Below are 20,363 nucleotides of genomic sequence, written 5' to 3'. Positions count from 1 at the left end.
CTCGGCTGTCCCGTCCGCTTGACCGCCATCGCTACCCTCCAAGGCTTAGCCCTAGGGAATCACAATTGACGAATTACGCAACAGGCCCCTTGTGGGAGAAGGTGGCGTAGGCGGCCTTCGGCCGCCGTTCTTAGGAACGCCGAAGCGAAGCTTCGGCTATGGCGCCGGATGAGGGGTTGTCTCAGCGAACTCAATTGCGCGATGGACTCGCGGATAGATACCCCTCACCCGTCTCGCCGCTACGGGCGAGCCACCCTCTCCCACAGGGGGAGAGGGGAAGATCAGCGCTCGACACGATACGCCTCGATCTGCGCCTTCAGCGCATCCAACGCCACTAGCGGCGCCTCAGGATCGACGCGATACTCCGCCCTCGCCAGCCACTTCAGCACCTTCGCGTCCACCGCCGGCGAATGGTGGATGACGTCGCTGTAGTTATTGAGATCGTGCGTCACCGCCCTGGTCGCGCGGAAATCGTACAGACGCACATTCGGAAGCTGCGTCAGCCGCTCGGCGATGCGCGCGGTGAGGTCGGTGACGATCTTCAGCGTCGCAGGCGAGGCATCGCGCATCGCGACGAATTGCAGGATCGAATAGGGCGGCAAGTAGATGTCGAAGGTCACGTCCGGATGACGCGTGATCAACCCGACGGCGTCGCGCTCGAAATGCCGGAGCATGGCGTCGTAGCCGTAGCCTTCGCCGAGGAAGCGGCTGCGCACGGGGCTCGTGATGTAGGCGAACGAGGCAAGCGTCTTCTTCGCATTGTAGTCACGCGCAATGTCGAAATCGCGCGGCAGCGCGTAGATGTCGTCGACGTCGGACAGCGCGAACTTGACGGGAAGAAACGGCGCCGCCCGCGTCAGCTTCTGCTGCAGCGGCGGGATCGACCGCAGCAGCGCGAACAGGGATTCCTTCGCCATCGCGGCGCTGAACAGATAGGACGCGATGCCCTTCGTTGTCTGGCGATAGAGATCGACGGACAGAAAGGGATCGGCCTCGATATCCGCCGCATCGACAAAGATGAAATCGTCCATCGCCCAGATCACGCGCCGGGCGCCGCGCTCGATCGCCCGCTCCAGCACAAAGCCCTGCTGGCGGGAATTGGACCCGGTCATCGCCAGCTTGAGCGAGTGGACGCCGAGCGCGCGATCGATGTCGCTCTGGCGGAAATGGATCGCGAGCGAGGTGCCCATGAAGGCGGTGTCGAACGACTGGCTGCGGATCAAGCCGGCATTCTGCACGCGCGTGTCGTCGGAATAGAAGGCCAGTCGCGACGGGCGGAACAGTTGCAGGGGATCGACGAGATAGGTGAGCACCGCCGCGCCCAGCACGCAGATGATGCTGGCGAGCAGAAGACGTCCCAGATGTGTGAAATTGCCCCGCATCAGAACCGGAAATAGATGAATTCGCTGTGGCTCTGGATGCCGAGAATCCCGAGAGCGAGCACCAGCGACGCGCCGTAGAGAAACAGCGGCCGCATCCGCCCTGCTGGCAGGGCCTCGCCGACCCTGCGATTGTCGTGATCGTATCCCATGATTCCTTGCGTGTTCGGCGCCAGCCACACCAGCGCGGCGTAGATCGACACCAGAACCAACGCGGCGATCTCCTCGCGACCGAGGACGATATTCGACGGATCGGCCATCGCGTGGAGGACGCGCAGCGCCCAAGTAACGCTCTCGGCGCGGAAGAAAACCCAGGCCACGACGACGGCGAGGAACGTCAGCACGGCTCCGACGATGCGGGCCGGGAGCACGAGCAACGTCGGGACGTTGGGCACCAGCGCGTTGAAGGCATGATTGACGCAGAGATAAGCGCCATGCAGCGCGCCCCAGGCGACAAAAGTCCAGGCCGCGCCGTGCCAGAGCCCGCCGAGCAGCATCGTGATCATCAGATTGACGTAACGCAGCACACGGCCGCGGCGGTTGCCGCCGAGCGAGATGTAGAGATAGTCGCGCAGGAACTGCGACAACGTCATGTGCCAGCGGCGCCAGAACTCGACGATGCTGGTGGCCTTGTAGGGTGAGTTGAAATTCACCGGCAGGAAGATGCCGAACATCAGCGATATCCCGATCGCCATGTCGGAATAGCCAGAGAAGTCGAAATAGAGCTGGAACGTGTAGGCGAGCGCACCACACCAGGCCTGATCAAAGCTCGGCGAGCGCGCCTCGAAGGCGAGCGCCACCAGGGGCTGGATGCCGTCGGCAAGGCAGGTCTTCTTGAACAGGCCGATCGCGAAGATGACGATTCCGCACAGGATCAGGTGCGCGTCCGGATACTTGGTCTCCTTCCGCTCGAATTGCGGAATCATGTCCTTGTGGTGGAGGATCGGCCCCGCGATCAGATGCGGAAAGTAGGTCACGAACAGCGCATAGTGCGGCAAGGCGTAACGCGCGACCTGGCCACGATACGCATCCACCAGGAACGCGATCTGGGTGAAAGTGTAGAAGGAGATGCCGACCGGCAGCAGGATGTGGACCGCAACATGCGTACCGGCCAGCGCATTGATGTTCTCGGCGACGAAGCCGGCATATTTGAAGATGCCGAGCACGAGAAGGTCGCCGACGACGCCGAGCGCGAGCACCGCCTTTCGTTGCATTGGGGCGAGCTTCGCCGCGATCAGGAGATAGCCGACGCCGTAGTTGAAGGCGATCGAGATCAGCAGCAGGGCCACGAACTGCCAGCTGCCGATGGCGTAGAAGGCGAGCGAGGCCAGCGCCAGCCAGATCACCGGCGCCAGATTGCTGCGCCGCCCGAGCCAGAAATAGCCAGCCAGTACGGCCGGCAGGAACAGCAGGATGAACGGGTAGGAATTGAACAGCATCAGGCTGGACCGGCGGCGGGGGTATCGCCCCTAAAGCATACAAGGGGGCGATCAACAACCCGGCGACTTGGCGCAGTGGCGCTGGCAATTCGCGGAATCGGGACGATATAAGGTGGAACACGCAGTTGAATGAGGACCGAGTGACACAAGCCAAGACACCTCCCCAGCCCCCCGTCGCCCCGCGCCGGCCGCATTCCTTCACGCGTCACGGGATCACCGTGACCGACGACTATGCCTGGCTGAAGGACGAGAAATGGCAGGAGGTGCTGCGCGATCCCGCCGTGCTCGATCCCGACATCCGCAAATATCTCGATGAAGAGAACGGCTACACCGAGAGCCTGCTTGGCCACACCTCGTTACTTCAGAAGACGCTGGTGCGCGAGATGCGCGGGCGGATCAAGGAGGACGATTCCAGCGTGCCCTCGCCCGACGGGCCGTTCGCCTATTTCCGTAGGTTCCGCGAGGGCGGCCAGCACGAATTGTTCGGCCGCATGCCGCGCGACGGTGGCGAGGGTCATATCGTGCTCGACGGCGATGCGCTCGCGAAGGACCACAAATATTTCAAGTTCGGCGGCAGCCGCCACTCGAACGATCACAAGCTGCAAGCCTGGAGCGCCGACACCAAGGGCTCGGAATATTTCTCCATCCGCGTCCGCGACTGGGCCACGGGAAAGGATCTTGACGATTTGGTCGAGGAGACCGACGGCGGCATCGTCTGGAGCAAGGACTGCAAGAGCTTCTTCTACGTGAAGCTCGACGACAACCATCGCCCGATGCAGGTGTGGCGGCACAGGCTCGGCACCAGACAGGCCGACGACACGCTCGTCTATGAGGAGCAGGATTCCGGCTGGTTCACCCATCTGCATGAGAGCACCAGCGGGCGCTTCTGCGTGATCGCGGGCGGCGATCACGAGACCTCGGAGCAGCGGCTGATCGATCTCGCCCACCCCGAAGCGCCGCCGCGCCTGGTCGCGGCGCGCGAGGACGGCGTGCAATATTCGCTGGCCGACCGCGGCGACGAGCTCTTCATCCTCACCAATGCCGATGACGCCATCGATTTCAAGATCGTCACCGCGCCGCTTGGCGCACCCGAGCGCAAGAACTGGCGCGACCTGATCCCGTATCGTCCCGGCGTCTACATCATCGACCTCGATCTCTATGCCGGCCATCTGGTGCGGCTGGAGCGCGCCAATGCGCTGCCGTCGGTCGTGATCCGCGATCTCGCGACCAGGGACGAGCACGCCATCGCCTTCGACGAGGCGGCCTATTCGCTGGACACGATGGGCTCCTACGAATTCGAGACGACGAATTTGCGCTTCGCCTATTCGTCGATGACGACGCCGTCGGAAGTCTATGATTACGATATGGTCAAGCGCACGCGGACCTTGCGCAAGCGCCAGGAGATCCCGTCGGGCCACGATGCGGCCGACTATGTCACCACGCGCATCATGGCCAAGGCGCATGACGGCGCCGAGGTGCCGGTGTCGATCCTCCATCGCCGCGGCCTGAAGCTCGACGGCTCGGCGCCGCTGCTGCTCTACGGTTATGGCTCCTACGGCATGGCGATGCCGGCCTCGTTCAACGCCAACCGGCTCTCGCTGGTCGACCGCGGTTTTGTTTACGCCATCGCCCATATTCGCGGCGGCGCCGACAAGGGCTGGGGCTGGTATCTCGACGGCAAGCGCGAGAAGAAGACCAACTCGTTCGACGATTTCGCCGCCAGCGCACGGGCGCTGATCGATGCGAAGTACACGAGTGCAAAGCGCATCGTCGGCCATGGCGGCTCGGCCGGCGGCATGCTGATGGGCGCGGTGGCAAACCGCGCCGGCGAGCTGTTCGCGGGCATCGTCGCCGAAGTGCCGTTCGTCGACGTGCTCAACACCATGCTCGACGACACGCTGCCGCTGACGCCGCCGGAATGGCCGGAATGGGGCAACCCGATCGAGAGCGAGAAGGATTTTCGCACCATCCTGTCCTACTCGCCGTACGACAATGTCGCGGCGAAGGACTATCCGGCGATCCTGGCGATGGGCGGCTTGACCGATCCGCGCGTGACCTATTGGGAGCCGGCAAAATGGATCGCGCGCCTGCGCGCGACCATGAGCGGCGGCGGCCCGGTGTTACTCCGCACCAACATGGGCGCCGGCCACGGCGGCGCCTCGGGGCGGTTCGACCGGCTGGATGAAGTCGCAATCGTGTACGCGTTTGCTCTGTGGGCGGCGGGGATGGCGGAGGCGTGACCTTGTAGCCCGGATGGAGCGCAGCGAAATCCGGGATTCGTGCAGACGGCAAGACCGCCCCGGATTGCGCTGTGCTCCATCCGGGCTACGGGCCTCTCCCCGCACGCGGGGAGAGGCGAAGGAATTCGGCAGCTCTGTAGGGTGGGCAAAGGCGCATCGCGCCGTGCCCACCCTCTTTCAGCAATTGCGACGAGAGCGGTGGGCACGCTTCGCTTTGCCCACCCTACGGCAGCTTAGCTGGTCAGCTCTGCCTCACACCGCCCCATGCGCCTCGACATACAGCGCATACACCGAGTGACTGCTCGCCATGTAAAGCCGGTTGTTCTTCGGGCCGCCGAAGCAGAGGTTGGCGCAGCGCTCGGGCAGCTTGATGAAGGCGAGCGGCTTGCCGTCCGCGCTGAACACCATCACGCCGTCGAGGTCCTCGGACTTGCCCCTGAGCTGAAACACCCTGCGGCCGCCGATGTCGGTGGGCTCGGATTGTAGCGCGCCGTTGGAGCCCCAGCCGCACCAGAGATTGCCGTCGCGGTCGACGCGAAAACCGTCGAGCGAGGCCTGGTCGGCGGCGTCGATCAGCTTGGTCTTGCCGCTTAAGGCACCGTCGTCGCCGACATTGTAGCTCCAGATGCTGCGGTTGGGCGTGCCCTTCCATTCGACGATGTAGAGCTTCTTCTCGTCCGGCGAGAAGGCGAGGCCGTTGGGATTGACGAGGTCGGTGAGGACGGCGCTGATCTTGCCGTCCTTGGCGATGCGATAGACATTGGTGGTGGCCTGCTCGGCCTTCTCCTTCTTGCCCTCCCACTCGCCGTTGATGCCGAACAGCGGATCGGTGAACCAGATGCTGTCGTCGGACTTCACCACGATGTCGTTCGGCGCGTTCAGCCGCTTGCCCTCGAACTTGTCGGCGAGCACCGTGATCTTGCCGTCCTTCTCGGTACGGGTGATGCGGCGGGTGACGGAGTGCTCGCAGGTGACGAGGCGGCCCTGGCGATCGCGCGCATTGCCGTTAGCGTAGTTGGCGTTGGCGCGAAAGACGCTGGTCTGACCGCTCTTCTCGTCGAACTTCATGATCCGGTTGTTGGGAATGTCGGAGAACAACAGATAGCCGCCCTCGGGGAAATAGGCGGGACCTTCGGCCCAGCGCATGCCTGACGCGACCTGCTCGACCGTCGAGGAATAGAGCCGGTATTTTCCAAAGCTCGGATCGAGGATCTGGACGGCGGGATCGGGGTAGCGCTGGTTGGGCGTGAACGGAAACGACTGGGCACCGGCGGCGCGGGCCAGAAGTGCGGAAGCCGCCGTCGCACCGGCGCCGGCCATGAGACTACGTCGCGTGAAATTCATCAGAATCCTCCCTGCTCGATAAAAGGCCGGCTCTTGATGCGCCGGCTCGTTTCTTGACGTGACTTAGCTTCGGCCTAGCGGCCGTTCTTCTTCCGCCATTCCGCGAAATCAGTCAGCGTCTGCGGATCGGTGGCGGGATAGAGCCCAAAAATGCCGCGGCCCTTGCCGACTTCCTCGGTGACGAAATCCTCGAACGCGGTCATCTCAAAGGTTTCGTTGGCGATCTCGTCGGCGAGATGCGCGGGGATCACGATGACGCCGTCGCTATCGCCGAGAATGACGTCGCCTGGAAATACCGGCGCATCGCCACAGCCGATCGGCACGTTGATCTCGATCGCCTGGTGCAGCGTGAGGTTCGTCGGCGCCGAGGGGCGATGGTGATAGGCGGGGATGCCGAGCTTTGCGATCTCGGCGGAATCGCGAAAGCCGCCATCGGTGACGACGCCGGCGACGCCGCGCTTCATCAATCGCGTCACCAGGATCGCGCCGGCCGAGGCCGCGCGCGCGTCCTTGCGGCTGTCCATCACCAGCACGCTGCCGGGCGGACAATCCTCGATCGCCTTGCGCTGCGGATGCGAGCGATCCCTAAAGACGTCGATGGTGTTGAGGTCCTCGCGCGCCGGCATGTAGCGCAGCGTGAAGGCCTCGCCGACCATGGTCGGCTGGTCGGCGCCGAGCGGGTGCACATCTTGGATCATCTGGATGCGCAGGCCGCGCTTGAACAGCGCGGTGGCGACGGTGGCGGTGGAGACGGATTTGAGTTTTGTGCGGGTGGCTTCGGTGAGTTTTGTCATTTCATGCTCTCTAGTAAATCGACGGCTCGCCGATCGGCGCGCCGAAATCGGTCTCCAGGAAGTCGAAGTCGCAGCCGTCATTGGCCTGCTTGATATGCTTGGTGAACATCCAGCCATAGCCGCGCTCGAAGCGGCGCTCGGGCTGCTTCCAAGCGGCACGGCGCTTTTCGAGCTCGGCTTCGGGGACATCGAGGTTGATGGTACGCGCTGCGACGTCGAGCGTGATGCGATCGCCGTTCCGCACCAGCGCCAACGGGCCGCCGATATAGGACTCCGGCGAAACGTGCAGGATGCAGGCGCCGTAGCTGGTGCCGCTCATGCGCGCATCCGAGATGCGCACCATGTCGCGCACGCCCTGCTTCACGAGTTTTGTCGGGATCGGCAGCATGCCCCATTCCGGCATGCCCGGCCCGCCCTGCGGCCCCGCATTGCGCAGGATGAGGATATGGTCCTCGGTGACGTCGAGATTGGGATCGTCGACCGCCTTCTTCATCGCGGGATAGTCGTCGAACACCAGCGCGGGTCCGGTGTGCTTGAGGAAGCGCGGCGCGCAGGCGGAGGGTTTGATGACGCAGCCGTCGGGCGCGAGATTGCCCTTGAGCACGGCGAGCGCGCCTTCCTTGTAGATGGGGTTATCGACGCCGCGGATGACATCGGCATTGTGCACTTCGGCGCCTTCGATGTTTTCGCCGACCGTCTGTCCGGTAACGGTGATGCAATCGAGATGCAAATGCTGCTTGATCTGGCCCATCAGCGCCGGCAGGCCGCCGGCATAGAAGAAATCCTCCATCAGATAGGCATCGCCGCTCGGCCGAACATTGGCGATGACAGGCACCTTGCGGCTCGCGATCTCGAAATCGTCGAGGCCGATGTCGAGGCCGGCGCGGCGGGCCTGTGCGATCAGATGGATGATCGCGTTGGTGGAGCAGCCCATCGCCATGGCCACAGCAATCGCGTTCTCGAAGGCTTTTCGGGTCTGGATCGTCTTCGGTGTCAGATCCTCCCACACCATCTCGACGATACGGCGGCCGCATTCAGAGGCCATCCGGATGTGGTTGGCGTCCGCGGCGGGAATCGAGGAGGCGCCCGGCAGCGTCATGCCGATCGCCTCGGCAATCGCGGTCATGGTCGAGGCCGTGCCCATGGTCATGCAGGTGCCGTAGCTGCGCGCAATGCCGGCTTCGATATCGAGCCAGTCCTTGTCGGAAATTTTTCCGGCGCGCCGCTCGTCCCAGTATTTCCAGCCGTCGGAGCCGGAGCCGAGCGTCTTGCCCTTCCAATTGCCGCGCAGCATCGGACCCGCCGGCAGATAGATCGCCGGGATGTTCATCGAGGTCGCACCCAGCAGCAGCGCCGGAGTGGTCTTGTCGCAGCCGCCCATCAGCACCACGCCGTCGACGGGATGGCTGCGCAACAGCTCCTCGGCGTCCATCGCCAGAAGATTGCGATAGAGCATCGTGGTCGGCTTCAAGAGCGATTCCGACAGCGACAATGCCGGCAACTCGATCGGCAAGCCGCCCGCCATCAGGATGCCGCGCTTGACGTCGTCGACGCGCGACTTGAAGTGCATGTGGCAGGGCTGCGCGTCCGACCAGGTGTTGAGGATCGCGATGATCGGGCGGTCCTTCCACTCCTCCGGGGCGTAGCCCATCTGCATGGTGCGGGAACGGTGGCCGAACGAGCGGAGGTCGTCGGGCGCGAACCAGCGCGCGCTGCGGAGCTGGTCGGGCGTGATTTTCTTCTTGGTCATGATTGGGTGCCCCATTTCTGGACGGTATTCCGCTCGATGGCGCGGAAGATCAGGTTCTCGACAAAAAGCCCGATGATAATCACCGTCAAGAGGCCCGCAAACACTGCGGGTATGTCGAGGAGGTTGCGGTTCTCGAAGATGAACCAGCCAAGCCCGCCCTGGCCCGAAGACACGCCGAACACCAGCTCGGCCGCGATCAGGGTACGCCATGCAAAGGCCCAGCCGATCTTGAGGCCGGTGAGAATCGAGCCGAACGCGGCGGGGATGAGAATCTTTGCGACGTAGGGCAACCCGCGCAGGCCGTAATTGCGGCCGACCATGCGCAGCGTGTTGGACACGCTCTTGAAGCCGGAATGGGTGTTGAGCGCGACCGGCCACAGCACCGAATGGATCAGCACGAAAACAAGACTGCCGTTGCCGAGGCCGAACCAGATCAACGCGAGCGGCAACAGCGCGATCGCCGGCAGCGGGTTGAACATCGCCGTAACAGTCTCGAGGAAGTCGGTGCCGATCCGCGTCGAGATGGCGAGCACAGTGAAGATCGCGGCCAGCACGATGCCGGCCGAATAGCCCATGAACAGCACCTTCAGCGAGGTCCATGCCCGCATCGGAATGGTGCCGTCCTTGACCCGGTCGTACAGCGTCGCGATGGTGTCGTGCAGCGTCGGAAACAGCAGCGGATTGTCGAGGGCGACGCCATAGGCTTCCCAGACCGCCGCCAGGAACAGGATGATGACGGTCTTGCGGACAAAACCGTCGTTCCACAACAGCTCCGGCACGCTCAGCTTGCGCTCGACCTCGCCCGCACCGCCGGTCGCGGCGACCGACGCGTCACGCAGCAATATTCTCGCTTCGCCCATGACAGGCCCCCTCAATGCGCCACAGCTTCGGCCGCGAACAGGAGATCGTGGATCTCCTTCTCCAGCCGGCCGGCGCTGCCGTCTCCATTCGAGACCTTGTCAACATCGACGACCTCGGCCTTGACCCGGCCGGGATGCGGCGACAGCAGCAGGATGCGGTTGCCGATGCGGATCGCTTCCGCGATGGAATGCGTCACGAACAGCACCGTGAATTTGGTCTCGCTCCAGAGCTGAAGCAGCTCGTCCTGGCAGGTGCGCCGCGTCAGCGCGTCGAGCGCGGCGAACGGCTCGTCCATCAGCAGGATATCGGGCTCCATCGCCATGCCGCGCGCAATCGCAACGCGCTGCTTCATGCCGCCGGACAGCGTGTGCGGATAAGCGTCGACGACGCGGGTGAGGCCGACCTTCTCGATATAGGCCCGTGCGCGGGCCTCGGCGTCCTTGCGCGACAGTTTTCGCGCAGTCAGCAGGGGAAACATCACGTTGGCGAGCACGCTCTTCCAGGGCAGCAGCTGGTCGAACTCCTGAAAGATCATCATGCGGTCCGCGCCCGGACCATGAATCTCGCGATCGTTGATGGTCATACGGCCCTCGCTCGGCGTCATATAGCCGCCGACGGCCTTGAGCAGGGTCGACTTACCGCAGCCGGACGGCCCGAGCAGCACGAAGCGGTCGGACCTGTCGACCGTGAAGCTGACCCTTTCGGTGGCGGTAACGACGGCGCTGGAGGTCTTGTAGCGCAGCGTCACCCCGTTGACGTCGAGCAGCGCCATCAGTTGCCTTTCAGGTCGTGCGCGACGGGGAGATAATAATCGGTCCAGGCCTTGGGCTGCATCTTCAGTGTGCCGGTCTTGAACAGATGGGCTGCGAATTTCATCGTACCCTGCGGCTCGAGATTCCATTCCATCATGCCGGGCTCCTTCAGGAGATCGAGCAGCTCTTCCACCGAGGTCTTGTCACCGGTGATCTCCTTGTAGATCTCGACGGCCTGCTTGGTGTTGCTGCGGATCAGATCCTGCGCTTCCTTGGTGGCGTCGCGCACGGCCTGGATGATCTTCGGATTGGCGTCGGCGAATTTGGTCGTGGTGAAGAACTGGGCCTGGCTCAACGGACCGCCCATCACGTCAGGCGAATTCAGCACGACATGCGCGCCCGGCACGTTCTTCAGCTCCAGGAAGGTGAAAGGCGGGATCGAGAAGTGGGTGTGCACCTCGTGCTTGGGATTGGACAACGCCGCATAGGCGTCGGGATGGCCAAGCTGCACGGTGTTGGCGTCCAGCTTCGACCATTGGTCGGCGCCGAAGGCCTCGGCAGCGGCGATCTGGAGCACGATCGCCTGCGTCGAAACCTTCACCGTCGGCACCGCGATCTTGTCGCTCGGACCGAAATCCTTGATCGACTTGATGTTGGCGTCGCGGCTGATCAGCGTCATCGGCTGCGCCGAGGTCGCGACGATGCCCTTCACGCCGCCGCGGGTGCGGTCCCACAGCAAGAGAAGATTGCCGGTGCCGGTGTTGAGGATGTCGACGCCGCCGGCGAGCAGCGCATCGGTCTGCGCGCCGCCGCCGGAAAAGGTCACCCATTTGGTGGTGACGCCGGGTACGCCGAGCGAAGCTGCGTGCTTCTCGATCAGCTTCTGCTTTTCCATGATGTGGCTCGGCATGTAGAAAATGCCGGGCTGGCGCGACAGCGAGATCTCGGATTTCTGCTGCGCACGCGCCGCGGATACCGGCAGGACGGTTGCGGCGATCAGGGCGGCAGCCGCAAGCTTGCTACGAAGATGCTTGATCATTGTTGTGTGTTTCCTCCGGCCAGCGTCGAGCTGCGTTGACCCTGCTGATGCACTAATATATTAGTGCATCAAAGGCAAGCCCGCGGGACCCGCCATGGAAGCAACCGATACCGCGCCGCGCGCGGCACGACCCGCAAAAGCCGTTTCAAGGCTCGATCGCGCCCGCCAGGCCGCGCCGCAGGTGTTCGAGCGGCTGCGCAATGCGATCATCGCCCTGGAACTGCCGCCGGGCGCGCCCCTGTCACGCGCCGAGCTTGCCGGCCAGTTCGGCGTCAGCTCGACACCGGTGCGCGATGCGCTGATGCGGCTGGAGGAGGAAGGGCTCGTCGACGTGTTTCCGCAGCACGCGACCGTGGTCAGCCGAGTCGACGTCGGCCGCGCCGAGCAGGCCCATTTCCTGCGCCAGGCGCTGGAGCTCGAAATCGTCCGGATGCTCGCGGAACAGCATGACCAGGCCCTGGTCATCCGCCTTGACCACGCGATCGCGCTCCAGCAGCAATTCGCCAAGGCCGGGGACTTCGAGAGCTTCATCGCCGGCGACAATGATTTTCACGCGCAGCTCTACGCCGCCGCCGGAAAGCAAGACCTGTGGACGCTGGTGCGCAGCCGCAGCGGGCATATCGACCGGCTGCGCCGGCTGCATCTGCCCTCGCCCGGCAAGGCCCAGAACATCGTCCGCCACCACAAGCTGATCACGCGCGCGATCGAGGCCGGAGACGCCGACGCCGCGCAGCAGCATCTGCGCAAGCACCTGTCGGGCACGCTCAGCGAGCTCGACAAGATCCGGAGCCACCATCCCGAATACCTGACCGATTAGGCGCGCGACACGATCCGGGCGTGCGTCAGGGACCGCATGTGCACGTAAGCATGCATATGGCCGACCTCGCCGAAGTCGCGCGAGGCGGACAAGGTGTCGGCCGCGAAGTGCTTGCAGGCCGGACGGAAACCGCGCAACAATTTCGCATTTGATGCTTTGATTTGGGGTCGCTGGAACGTCCCATCCGGCCCGGAGGGTTTCAGACGTGGCCAACATCCTGATTGTGGATGACGACCCGGCCGTGCAGATCACGATCCGGCTGATCCTGGAGAGGGCCGGCCATCACGTCACCGCCGCCGGCGACGGCCACACGGGGCTTGCGCTGTTCGAGGCGAGCCGGTTCGACCTCCTGTTCCTCGACATATTCATGCCCGGCATGGACGGACTGGAGACGATGCGCCACATCCGGGTGCTGCAGCCGGCCCTTCCGATCATCGTCATTTCCGGCCGCGCCGTCGCCCCGGACGCGTATGCCGAGCCGGACTTTCTGAAGATGGCGACCAAGCTCGGCGCGGTCGCAAGTCTGCAGAAGCCGTTCCGGCCGGACGCCCTGCTCGCCGCTCTCGACGGCTGCCTCACATCCGCGCCACAAGCCAATGCCGCCTCCGGCAGCCGATGACGGGGCGATCCATGTTGCAGCGTAGCAGGACATTCGGGACCGCTCGCGACGCGGCGCGAACGCCGATATGACCCTCGCGACCCGGCTGGCCATCGCAATGATCCTGCTGGCCGCGGCTGCGGTCGCCGCTGTCGGATGGCTGAGCCATTACAGCCTGGAACAAGCGTTCCTGCCGCGCGTGCTCGACCGTATCGAGGGCCACTCGCGGCTCCTGGCCTCGCAGCTCGAAGCGCATGTGAACGGCGCTCGCGCCGACGTTGCGACGTTCCGCTCCCGTGCCGCCGCGCGCGGCATGATCGATGCCCATTTCAACGACGGGATCGATCCGGTCGACCACCTCTCGGAGAAGACCTGGCGCGACCGGTTGCTGACGCGCCTCGTGGCCGACGTCGGCGCCAACCCGGCCTACGCAAAATTCCGTATCATCGGTGCCGACGGCGTCGAGTATCTGCGCGTCGACCGCTCCGGCCCGAACGGAGCGGTGCGGGCAGTTCCCGACGATGCCTTGCAGAACAAGGGCGAGCGCTCCTTCTTCCAGGCGGCGATCAAGCTGGCAGAAGACCAGGTCAGCGTCTCCCCGGTCGAACTGGACGTCGACGACGGCGTGGTTCAGATGCCCTATGTTCCGACCTTGCGCGTCGCGGCGCCCCTGTTTGGGTCCGATCACCGGCTGTTCGGCATCGTCGTCGTCAATGTCGACATGCGCCAGGTGTTCGACCGTATCAGGATATCGATCCGGAACGGTGAAGCGGTCTATGTGGTCGGCCGTAACGGCGATTATCTCGTGCATCCGGATCGCACCCGCGAGTTCGGTTCGCAACTTGGGACACCAACGCGCTGGCAGAACGACTTCCCCTATTTCGCTGCCATCACCGGATCGACGCTGGGTGCGACCCAGGTCGTGCCGGGCAGTGACGGCAAGCCGAGCGGCACCGCGATCGCGCCCGCAATCCTGGCCGAGGACCAGTGGGTGGGTGTCATCCGCGTCGTGCCCAACGCCGTCTTCATGGCGCCGGCCGTCACCATCGAGAAATCGACCATCACGATCGGCCTCATCGCGGTGCTGGTCGCCGCCATACTGGCCGTGCTGCTGGCGCGGTCGTTGACCCGGCCGATCGGGCAGCTCACTGCGGCGGTCGAGTGGCTCGGTCGGGACAATTCCATCAGAATTCCAACCGACGCCCCCGGCGAGACCGGTGTGCTGGCGCGGGCATTTGCCCGTCTGATCGATGAAATGCGGGCGAAGACGGCAGCGCTGGAGCATGAGGTCGAGGAGCGGCGGCGCACCGAGGCCGCGCGCGACCAGCTCGCCGTCCGCGAACGCCTGTTCAGCGCGGCGGTCGAATCCTCCGACGATTCGATCGTCATGCAGACGCTCGATGGCATCATCATCGGCTGGAATGCGGCGGCCGAGCGCCTCTACGGCTATACGGCCGAGGAAGCGGTCGGACAGCCGACCTTGATCCTCCTGCCACCCGATCGCCGCGAAGAGGGCAAGGACTATCTGCGGCGGATTGCGACGGGTGAGCGGATCGAGCATTTCGAAACGGTGCGCCTGCGCAAGGATGGCAGTCCGGTCGAAATCTCGGTGAGCCTGTCACCGATCAGGGACGATTCGGGCGAGATCATCGGCGCGTCCGGCACGGCGCGCCGCCTGACCGATGCGCGACGGACCGAGCGCGCGCTGCAACAGCAGATCGAGGAACGGCGGCAGCTGTTCGACGCCTCGGAAGATCTGATCATGATCATGGATTCGCGGGGCCATATCGTGCAGGTCAGCCCGAGCAGCCAGGCCGTGCTCGGCTACCCGCCGGACGAGATGATCGGCCGCAGCGGCGTCGATTTCATCCATCCCGCACATCTCGAGCAATCCCGCGAGGAGATGCGCGCGCTCCGGCGCGGCGGCCACCCGAGGCTCGCCGACACCCGCTGCATCCACAAGGACGGACGCGAGGTCTGGCTGTCCTGGCTCGGCAACTGGTCAGATCAGGCCAAGCGCTTCTTCTTCGTCGGACGCGACATGACCGAGGCGAGGCGCGCGGAAGAGTCCTTGCGCGAAAGCGAGCTGCTCGCGCGCAATATCGTCGAGACCGCGCTCGACGCCTTCGTCCAGACCGACGAGCGCAGCACCATCCTGAACTGGAGCTCGCGGGCCGAGGAGCTGTTCGGCTGGCGGCGCGACGAAGCGCTGGGCAGGAATGGGGTCGACCTCATCGTCGCCGAGAGCGAGCGGGAACGGGTCAAGGCCGGCCTCGCGCGCTTCCTCGAGTCCCAGGACGGCCAGACGCTCAACCGCCGCCGCGAGCTCACGGTTCGCCGTCGCGACGGCAAGGAATTCAGGGCCGAGCTGAGCGTCACGGCGCTGAAACGCCGCGAAGGCATTCTGTTCAACGTGTTCTACCGCGACCTCGCCGACAAGATCGCGTCCGAGGAGCGCATCCGCCACGCCGACAAGATGGAGGCGGTCGGCCAGCTCACCGGCGGCGTGGCGCATGACTTCAACAACATCCTCACCGTCATCACCGGGACGATCGAGATCCTGGCCGACGCGGTGGCGAAGGAGCCGGAGCTTGCGGCGATCACGAAGATGATCGACGAGGCCGCCGGGCGCGGCGCCGAGCTGACCCAGCACCTGCTCGCCTTCGCGCGCAAGCAGCCGCTGCAGCCGCGCGAGGTCGACATCAACGCGCTGATCATCGACACCGCAAAGCTGTTGCGCCCGACGCTGGGCGAGCAGATCCAGATCGAATCGGTGTTCGAGGACGAGAGCTGCGTCGCGATCGTTGACCCCAACCAGCTCACCACCGCGATCCTCAACCTCGCACTCAATGCCCGCGACGCCATGCCCGGCGGCGGCAAGCTGATCGTGGAGACCGGCGCCGCCTATCTCGACGAGGTCTATGCCAGCGTCAACGATGTCAGGCCCGGACACTATGTGCTGATCGCCGTGAGCGATACCGGCACGGGCATTCCTGCGCACATGCTGGCCCGGGTGTTCGATCCGTTCTTCACCTCGAAGGGACCGGGCAAGGGCACCGGGCTCGGGCTGTCGATGGTCTACGGCTTCATCAAGCAGTCTACGGGCCACATCAAGATCTACAGCGAGGAAGGCCACGGGACCACGATCAAGATGTATCTGCCGCCCGGCAAGACGGCCGCGGCCGTGGGCGAAGGCGTGACGCCGTCGACGATCGAAGGCGGACACGAGACGATCCTCGTGGTCGAGGACGACCGGCTGGTGCGCGACTACGTGCTGGCGCAGCTGCATTCGCTCGGCTACGTCACCTTGCAGGCCGCGAACGCCGCGGAGGCGCTCGCGATCGTCGCCACCGGCAAGCCGTTCGACCTGCTGTTCACCGACGTCATCATGCCCGGCAAGTTGAACGGACGGCAGCTTGCCGACGAGGTGTCGAAGACGCGTCTGGGCCTCAGGGTGGTCTACACCTCAGGCTATACGGAGAACGCGATCATCCATCACGGCCGGCTGGATTCAGGTGTGCTGCTGCTGGCGAAGCCGTATCGCAAATCCGATCTGGCGCGGATCATCCGGAAGGCGCTGAGCGGCTGATATGCAGCTCTCGCGTCCCGGACGCACTGCAGCGCCGTAAGCGCTGCTGTGCAGAGCCGGGACCCAGAACCATCAGCCGTGAAATTGGAGAGATGGGCCCCGGCTCAGCAGCGCATCATTGCATGATGCGCCGCGTCCGGGGCACGAGAGAGATTGCCAGTCGCGTTACGACGCGCGCTGGGCCGCGGTCATCACGATGCGGATCAGATCGGCGGCGTTGCGCGCCCCGAGCTTCTTCATGATGTTGGCGCGATGGTCCTCGATGGTGCGTGGGCTGATGCCGAGCGTGCGGCCGGCCTCCTTGTTGGACGCACCGGAAGCGAACTGCTCGAGCACCTCGCGTTCACGCCGCGTCAACGGCTCGCGTCCAGGGAAGTGCAGCGAAGAGAATTTCGGCGATACGCTCTCTGCCTGCCTGCGTGCATAGGCTCCGATCGCCTCGTCCAGCCGGCCGACGATCTCGCTGCCGCGGAACGGCTTTTCGATGAAATCGAGCGCGCCGCTCTTGATGGCGCCCACCGCCATCGAGATGTCGCCCTGCCCGGAGATCATGAAGATCGGCGCCGGATAATCTTCGCCCTGCAGTTCCTTCAGAATGTCGAGGCCCGACTTTCCGGGAATGTGCACGTCGAGCAGGATCGCAGCCGGCGTACGGTTCCGCGCGACGGAGAGCAGCGCTGCGCCGTCCGCAAAACAGATCACCTCATAACCCGCCGCCTTCAACACCATCGACAAGGTGTCACGAACCGCAGGGTCGTCGTCGACCACGAAGATTTCACCACGAGAGGTTTGCTCGGCCATGTGCCACATCCAGTTGGCATTACGGACTCGCGTCCGCGCCAACCGTTATGGCGTTCGGCGCGGATTCGGCCCACCCGTATTTGTACGGGACATAGACTTAACGCACAAGTAGCGGCATTGCGCCTAATTGCAGGAGACGGAGAATATCCATGCTAAATTTGGCCGATACGCTGCCGCTGGTCGCAACATCCGAGGCCGACAGCCAACGATTGATCGCCGCCGACCTTCGCTTGCTGATCGCGCAGATCGAGACCAGTATGCGCCGGATCGCCGCAGCCATGGATCAAGAACACAGCAACGATCCGGAAGGTTCCGCCGACGTCTTCATACTCGACGACGTCACGCCGCGTTATGCCACCGCGAACGCCGCTCTCAACGCCTGCCGGGCAGGCCTCGGCCACGCCCTGCAGTACCTGTCTGAATCCGGCAACCCGGCTTGAATTGCGACCGGCGCGGCGCAGTGCTCGCGTCCGATCGCATGGCAGCTCCGCGCCTCAGGCGCGGTGCCGTTCCACGATCGCGTCGGTGGCGACGCCACCCCAGGTGTGGATCGCCGGCAGCCCCATTGCGGTCTTGCCGAGATTGGCGAGGCTGATCCGCAGCGCGGCGAGATCGAGCGGCTTCGGCAGGCCCTGGAGCTGGATCCCGACGGAACGGGCGAAGCTGCGGGCGGCGCTGCGACGCTTGCCGTCCATACCGCTGATGACGATCACATGGCCTGCGAATTTCGCCGCCGCCATCTCGCGCAGCACGTCGATGCCGTCGCCATCCTCCAGCACGAGATCGAGCGTCACGCAGTCGAAGCGGGCGGCGCGGAGCTTCTCGATCGCCTCGGCGACGGACGGCGCCACCGTGACTTCATGGCCGGCCTGCTTGGCGGCGACCGTGATCAGGCTGCGCTGCGTGGCGTCGTCGTCGACCACCAGGAGCTGAAGCGCACGCCGCTCGGCGACGTCGGGCAGATTTGACGGGATGGGGGAGAGGGAACTTCGGGGCATTGCCGTATCCTGAGATTGAGACGGGCAATTGCTACACGGCTCGCGCTTAGGCCACGTAAAGCCGGTGCGGCGAATTCGTCCGGATGTTTTAGCAAATATGAACCAACGTCGCGGAAAGCGGCGCCGGGGCGCGCGGGACGAGGCCTATTTGGCGATCACGCTGCCTCGTCACGGCCGCCGACGGCGCCGCGCTTCTTGCGGTTCTTGCCGCGCAGGAACTGGATGTCCATTTCGGCGCCGTTGACGCGCACCAGCTCGCAACGACGATAGGCGAGCCCGGTCGACGACAGCAGCAGGAAGAATTCCTTCAGGTTCAATCCCTGGATCGAGCCATCCACCGTGAGGATGGCGTCGGTGTCGGAAATCGCATTGAGCTTGCAGTCGCGCCGCCACGTGCCATCGATCGCCATGATGCAGACATCATAGCCACGACTGAACGTGACGCGCTCCGCGCCCTTGCCATCCTCTGCCATGCCTATCGTCCTGCCAACACCGCCATGCGCGGCGGCGCGGCGCCGGCGAGAGCTGGTTTGGCTGCCGCTGCACGCGGATCGTTGGGCTTGTAGAGGCCGCGGCGATCCGGGATCGGCCTGAACGTGTCGGTCAGTCCGACCACGGTTTCGGCTGCACCCAGCACCAGGAAGCCGTCTCCCTCGATCTGGCGGGCGAGGCGGTTGAAGATGTTGATCTTGGTGTCCTGGTCGAAATAGATCAGCACGTTGCGGCAGAAGATGACGTCGAAGGTGCCGAGCTGGGCAAAATCATGCAGCAGGTTGAGCTGCCGGTGCTGGATCATCGCGCGCAGCTCGGGATTGATCTGCCACGTCTCGCCGGTCTGCTTGAAATATTTCATCAGCATCTGGATCGGCAGGCCACGCTGCACCTCGAACTGGCTGTAGATGCCGGCCTTGGCCTTCTCGAGCACCTCCTGCGACAGGTCGGTCGCGATGATCTCGACGCGCCAGCCGGTCAGGGCCGCGCCCATCTCCTTCAGGCACATCGCCAGCGAATAGGGCTCCTGCCCGGTCGAGCCGGCGGCGCACCAGATGCGCACGCTCCGTCGGCCGGCGCGCGCCTTGATGACCTCAGGCATGATGGTGTCGCGGAAATGATCGAACGGGACCTTGTCGCGGAAGAAGAAGGTCTCGTTGGTGGTCATGGCTTCGACCACGCTGGTGACGAGCGCGCTCGAGCCGCCCTGCAGCTTCTGCACGAGCTCGCCGATCCCGGAGAGCCCGGCCTTGCGGGCGAGCGGCAACAACCGGCTTTCGATCAGATATTGCTTGTCTGCGGACAGGTCGAGCCCGGAATGATCCCTCAGGAACTTACGCAGATACTCATACTCGGTCGGGGTCACGGATAGCCTCTCGGAAGCTGTACTGGGGACACTCTGGCTCAAACGCTCGGGCCAGATACTCAGACCATGGCTTGTCCGACCGGGATCAAGCCGACTTCAGCGAACTTGTCGGCGATGATGTCTTTATCGAAGGGCTTCATAATGTACTCGTTGGCGCCGCCGCTGAGCGCCTGGGCGATATGAGCCACGTTGTTCTCGGTGGTGCAGAACACCACCTTCGGTTGGTCGCCGCCGGGCAGGCGGCGCATGTGGCCCATGAACTCGAAGCCGTCCATCACGGGCATGTTCCAGTCGAGCAGCACCGCATCGGGCAGCTGCCGCTGGCAGATCTCCAGCGCCTTCGAGCCGTCCTCGGCCTCGGTGACTTCGAATTCCAGGCCTTCCAGGATCCGGCGCGCGATCTTTCGCACGACGCTGGAATCATCGACCACCAAACATGTCTTCATTTTGGTTCTCCGGCTTCGATGTTTCGGTTAGCTCAGGCAGCCATTTGCACTTCGGTTTTAAGCTCGAGGACGCGATCGACGTCGAGGACGACCATGAGCTGCCCGTCGAGGCGGTGGACGCCGCCGGCGAGCTTGGCCATGCGGGGGTCGAGGTTGACG

18 protein-coding genes and 1 pseudogene are annotated in these 20,363 nt (G+C 64.3%); 5 read left to right on the top strand and 14 right to left on the bottom strand.

What is annotated here, in order from left to right; translation table 11 throughout:
• Positions 1–281: 281 nt before the first annotated feature.
• Complete coding sequence (locus tag IVB46_RS14030) at positions 282–1,382, bottom strand: hypothetical protein (RefSeq protein WP_247313264.1); 1,101 nt, start codon at positions 1,380–1,382, stop codon at positions 282–284.
• A complete protein-coding gene (locus tag IVB46_RS14025; RefSeq protein WP_247313261.1) occupies positions 1,382–2,818 on the bottom strand; it encodes an MBOAT family protein in 1,437 nt (478 codons plus the stop codon). The genes IVB46_RS14030 and IVB46_RS14025 overlap by 1 nt, the downstream gene beginning before the upstream one ends.
• Before the next feature lie 140 nt (positions 2,819–2,958).
• On the opposite strand from IVB46_RS14025, the gene IVB46_RS14020 reads away from it, so the two are divergent.
• A complete protein-coding gene (locus IVB46_RS14020; RefSeq protein ID WP_247313259.1) occupies positions 2,959–5,058 on the top strand; it encodes a S9 family peptidase in 2,100 nt (699 codons plus the stop codon).
• A 252-nt stretch (positions 5,059–5,310) separates the two neighbouring features.
• Here IVB46_RS14020 and IVB46_RS14015 read toward each other — a convergent pair whose 3' ends face one another.
• The 6 genes from IVB46_RS14015 to IVB46_RS13990 all read right to left on the bottom strand — a co-directional run bounded on the left by IVB46_RS14015 (position 5,311) and on the right by IVB46_RS13990 (position 11,598).
• Positions 5,311–6,402 (bottom strand): SMP-30/gluconolactonase/LRE family protein, encoded by a 1,092-nt coding sequence (locus tag IVB46_RS14015; RefSeq protein ID WP_247342986.1) that lies wholly within the window; start codon positions 6,400–6,402, stop codon positions 5,311–5,313.
• 74 nt (positions 6,403–6,476) lie between these two features.
• Entirely contained in the window at positions 6,477–7,196 is a 720-nt protein-coding gene (locus IVB46_RS14010; RefSeq protein WP_247313253.1) for a ribonuclease activity regulator RraA, read from the bottom strand.
• 10 nt (positions 7,197–7,206) lie between these two features.
• On the bottom strand, positions 7,207–8,946 hold the full coding sequence (gene araD / locus IVB46_RS14005) for an L-arabinonate dehydratase (RefSeq protein WP_247313250.1): 1,740 nt from the start codon (positions 8,944–8,946) through the stop codon (positions 7,207–7,209).
• Entirely contained in the window at positions 8,943–9,806 is an 864-nt protein-coding gene (locus tag IVB46_RS14000; RefSeq protein WP_166058591.1) for an ABC transporter permease, read from the bottom strand. The genes araD and IVB46_RS14000 overlap by 4 nt, the downstream gene beginning before the upstream one ends.
• A gap of 11 nt (positions 9,807–9,817) precedes the next feature.
• The gene (locus IVB46_RS13995; protein ID WP_063980471.1) at positions 9,818–10,579 is read right to left on the bottom strand and encodes an ABC transporter ATP-binding protein; all 762 of its coding nucleotides are present in this window, start codon (positions 10,577–10,579) and stop codon (positions 9,818–9,820) included.
• Positions 10,579–11,598, bottom strand: coding sequence for an ABC transporter substrate-binding protein (locus IVB46_RS13990; RefSeq protein WP_247313247.1), 1,020 nt, complete (start codon positions 11,596–11,598; stop codon positions 10,579–10,581). The genes IVB46_RS13995 and IVB46_RS13990 overlap by 1 nt, the downstream gene beginning before the upstream one ends.
• Positions 11,599–11,692: 94 nt before the next feature.
• Here IVB46_RS13990 and IVB46_RS13985 point away from each other — a divergent pair, with 94 nt between their 5' ends.
• The 3 genes from IVB46_RS13985 to IVB46_RS13975 all read left to right on the top strand — a co-directional run bounded on the left by IVB46_RS13985 (position 11,693) and on the right by IVB46_RS13975 (position 16,602).
• Positions 11,693–12,415 (top strand): GntR family transcriptional regulator, encoded by a 723-nt coding sequence (locus IVB46_RS13985; RefSeq protein ID WP_247313243.1) that lies wholly within the window; start codon positions 11,693–11,695, stop codon positions 12,413–12,415.
• 205 nt (positions 12,416–12,620) lie between these two features.
• Positions 12,621–13,034, top strand: coding sequence for a response regulator (locus IVB46_RS13980; RefSeq protein ID WP_247313241.1), 414 nt, complete (start codon positions 12,621–12,623; stop codon positions 13,032–13,034).
• A 67-nt stretch (positions 13,035–13,101) separates the two neighbouring features.
• On the top strand, positions 13,102–16,602 hold the full coding sequence (locus tag IVB46_RS13975) for a PAS domain S-box protein (protein WP_247342983.1): 3,501 nt from the start codon (positions 13,102–13,104) through the stop codon (positions 16,600–16,602).
• Positions 16,603–16,767: 165 nt separating this feature from the next.
• Here IVB46_RS13975 and IVB46_RS13970 read toward each other — a convergent pair whose 3' ends face one another.
• Positions 16,768–17,403 carry a response regulator gene (locus IVB46_RS13970; protein ID WP_071916993.1) on the bottom strand — a complete coding sequence of 212 codons (636 nt, stop codon included), beginning with the start codon at positions 17,401–17,403 and terminating at the stop codon, positions 16,768–16,770.
• A gap of 149 nt (positions 17,404–17,552) precedes the next feature.
• Here IVB46_RS13970 and IVB46_RS13965 point away from each other — a divergent pair, with 149 nt between their 5' ends.
• On the top strand, positions 17,553–17,843 hold the full coding sequence (locus IVB46_RS13965) for a hypothetical protein (protein ID WP_085398200.1): 291 nt from the start codon (positions 17,553–17,555) through the stop codon (positions 17,841–17,843).
• A gap of 54 nt (positions 17,844–17,897) precedes the next feature.
• Here the strand turns inward: IVB46_RS13965 and IVB46_RS13960 are convergent, their stop codons facing one another.
• The 5 genes and pseudogenes from IVB46_RS13960 to IVB46_RS13940 form a co-directional block, all read right to left on the bottom strand.
• On the bottom strand, positions 17,898–18,401 hold the full coding sequence (locus tag IVB46_RS13960) for a response regulator (RefSeq protein WP_063980464.1): 504 nt from the start codon (positions 18,399–18,401) through the stop codon (positions 17,898–17,900).
• A 155-nt stretch (positions 18,402–18,556) separates the two neighbouring features.
• Entirely contained in the window at positions 18,557–18,874 is a 318-nt protein-coding gene (locus tag IVB46_RS13955; RefSeq protein WP_247313234.1) for a PilZ domain-containing protein, read from the bottom strand.
• Positions 18,875–18,876: 2 nt separating this feature from the next.
• The gene (locus tag IVB46_RS13950) at positions 18,877–19,758 is read right to left on the bottom strand and encodes a protein-glutamate O-methyltransferase CheR (RefSeq protein ID WP_085398203.1); all 882 of its coding nucleotides are present in this window, start codon (positions 19,756–19,758) and stop codon (positions 18,877–18,879) included.
• A 59-nt stretch (positions 19,759–19,817) separates the two neighbouring features.
• Positions 19,818–20,204: a response regulator gene (locus tag IVB46_RS13945; protein ID WP_018321619.1), complete on the bottom strand. Its 387-nt coding sequence runs from the start codon at positions 20,202–20,204 to the stop codon at positions 19,818–19,820.
• A 32-nt stretch (positions 20,205–20,236) separates the two neighbouring features.
• Positions 20,237–20,363, bottom strand: a pseudogene (locus IVB46_RS13940) (chemotaxis protein CheW); the annotation flags it as partial.

Origin of the sequence: Bradyrhizobium sp. 61, assembly GCF_023073075.1 — a bacterium.
Lineage (GTDB): Bacteria > Pseudomonadota > Alphaproteobacteria > Rhizobiales > Xanthobacteraceae > Bradyrhizobium > Bradyrhizobium barranii.
The sequence above is the reverse complement of the archived record's forward strand: the minus strand, read 5'-3'. Positions and strand labels throughout refer to the sequence as shown.